Here is a 2694-nt window from a genome sequence, read left to right on the forward strand (position 1 = left end):
GAAGCGGAGCCGAAGGTGTCGGCCGCGTCGGACACGGAGAAGGGAAGTGCGTGGTGGATAAGCCGAAGGTCGTACTGGGAGTCAGTGGCGGGATCGCCGCCTACAAGGCGTGCGAGCTGCTGCGCCGGCTGACCGAGTCCGGCCACGACGTGCGGGTGGTGCCCACCGCGTCCTCCCTGAACTTCGTGGGGGAGGCCACCTGGTCCGCCCTCTCCGGGAACCCGGCCTCCACCGAGGTCTGGGAGTCCGTCCACGAGGTGCCGCACGTGCGCATCGGGCAGTCCGCCGACCTCGTCGTCGTCGCTCCCGCCACCGCCGACATGCTGGCCAAGGCCGCCCACGGGCTCGCCGACGACCTGCTCACGAACACCCTGCTCACGGCCCGCTGCCCCGTGGTCTTCGCCCCCGCCATGCACACCGAGATGTGGGAGCACCCGGCCACCCAGGAGAACGTGGCCACGCTGCGCCGACGCGGCGCCCTCGTCATCGAGCCCGCCGTCGGTCGGCTCACCGGCAAGGACACCGGCAAGGGGCGGCTGCCCGACCCCGAGGAGATCTTCGAAGTCTGCCGCCACGTCCTGAGAAGGCGGGCTCTGGCTCGCGGGGTGAGCGAGCCGGACCTCGCCGGGCGGCACGTGGTGATCAGCGCGGGCGGTACGCGGGAGCCGCTGGACCCGGTCCGCTTCCTCGGCAACCGCTCCTCCGGCAAGCAGGGCTACGCCCTCGCCCGTACCGCCGTCGCCCGCGGGGCCCGGGTCACCCTCGTTTCGGCCAACACCGCGCTGGCCGACCCGGCCGGGGTGGACGTCGTACGGGTGGGCACGGCCGTCCAGCTGCGGGAGGCCGTACTCAAGGCGGCCGCGGACGCCGACGTCGTGGTCATGGCCGCGGCCGTGGCCGATTTCCGGCCCGCCGAGTACGCGGGCGGAAAGATCAAGAAGAAGGACGGGCAGGACCCGGCGCCTGTGGCGCTCGTACGCAATCCGGACGTTCTCGCGGAGATCTCGGCCGATCGCGCCAGGGCCGGACAGGTGGTCGTGGGATTCGCCGCGGAGACCGACGACGTCCTCGCGAACGGCCGCGCCAAGCTCGCCCGGAAGGGCTGTGACCTTCTCGTCGTGAACGAGGTGGGCGAGGCGCGCACCTTTGGTTCTGAGGAGAATGAAGCGATCATCCTGGCCTCTGATGGGTCTGAAACTCCGGTGCCCTACGGTCCGAAGGAAGCTCTGGCTGACGTGGTGTGGGACCAAGTGGCGGTCCGGCTCTAGGCGCGACGCGCCTGCGTCGATTCCCCTTCTCCAGGTCACCTCCGTGCGTAAGAATGTCAGTGCCGCAGGTCACACGGCTCCCATAAGGCGAGACGGGTGGTCCCGGAAACGGTGGCGACCGATAAACTGCATCCGGAACGTGATCGGGCGCAGCCCCCGATGTGGTTCCGCCAAATGATCAGCCAGCAGCCGCTGCAACCCCAGGGAGCGTTGTGTCCCGTCGTCTCTTCACCTCGGAGTCCGTCACCGAGGGCCACCCCGACAAGATCGCTGACCAGATCAGCGACACGATCCTCGACGCGCTCCTCACCGAGGACCCGACCTCGCGCGTCGCCGTGGAAACCCTCATCACCACGGGTCTCGTGCACATCGCGGGAGAGGTGACGACGAAGGCCTACGCGCCGATCGCGCAGCTCGTCCGGGAAAAGATCCTGGAGATCGGCTACGACTCCTCGAAGAAGGGCTTCGACGGCGCCTCCTGCGGCGTTTCGGTGTCCATCGGCGCCCAGTCCCCGGACATCGCGCAGGGTGTGGACACCGCCTACGAGAAGCGCGTCGAGGGCGACGAGGACGAGCTCGACAAGCAGGGCGCCGGCGACCAGGGCCTGATGTTCGGGTACGCCTGCGACGAGACCCCCGAGCTCATGCCGCTGCCGATCCACATCGCGCACCGGCTGTCCCGCAGGCTCTCCGAGGTCCGCAAGAACGGGACCATCCCGTACCTGCGCCCCGACGGCAAGACCCAGGTCACCATCGAGTACGACGGTGACAAGGCCGTGCGCCTCGACACCGTCGTGGTGTCCTCGCAGCACGCGTCGGACATCGACCTCGACTCGCTGCTCGCTCCCGACATCCGCGAGTTCGTCGTCGAGCACGTCCTGGCCCAGCTCGTCGAGGACGGCATCAAGCTCGACACCGAGGGCTACCGCCTCCTGGTGAACCCGACCGGCCGCTTCGAGATCGGCGGCCCGATGGGCGACGCCGGCCTCACCGGCCGCAAGATCATCATCGACACCTACGGGGGCATGGCCCGTCACGGTGGCGGCGCCTTCTCCGGCAAGGACCCGTCGAAGGTCGACCGCTCCGCCGCCTACGCCATGCGCTGGGTCGCCAAGAACGTGGTCGCCGCCGGTCTCGCCTCGCGCTGTGAGGTCCAGGTCGCGTACGCGATCGGCAAGGCCGAGCCCGTCGGTCTCTTCGTCGAGACCTTCGGCACCGCCAAGGTGGAGGTCCAGAAGATCGAGGACGCGATCGGCGAGGTCTTCGACCTGCGCCCGGCCGCGATCATCCGCGACCTCGACCTGCTGCGCCCGATCTACGCCCAGACCGCCGCCTACGGCCACTTCGGCCGTGAGCTGCCGGACTTCACCTGGGAGCGCACCGACCGCGTGGACGCGCTGCGCGCGGCCGCCGGTCTGTAAACACC

The 2694-nt window shown here is 69.6% G+C and carries 2 protein-coding genes; both read left to right on the forward strand.

Annotated features, from left to right (window positions below):
- The first annotated feature begins 53 nt into the window (after window positions 1-53).
- Complete coding sequence (gene coaBC, locus ACWGIU_RS34905; protein WP_453712116.1) at window positions 54-1268, forward strand: bifunctional phosphopantothenoylcysteine decarboxylase/phosphopantothenate--cysteine ligase CoaBC; 1215 nt, start codon at window positions 54-56, stop codon at window positions 1266-1268.
- Between the two features lie 212 nt (window positions 1269-1480).
- Complete coding sequence (gene metK, locus ACWGIU_RS34910; protein ID WP_381842260.1) at window positions 1481-2689, forward strand: methionine adenosyltransferase; 1209 nt, start codon at window positions 1481-1483, stop codon at window positions 2687-2689.
- Window positions 2690-2694 lie beyond the last annotated feature (5 nt).

The sequence above is a fragment of the Streptomyces sp. NPDC054840 genome, assembly GCF_053611065.1.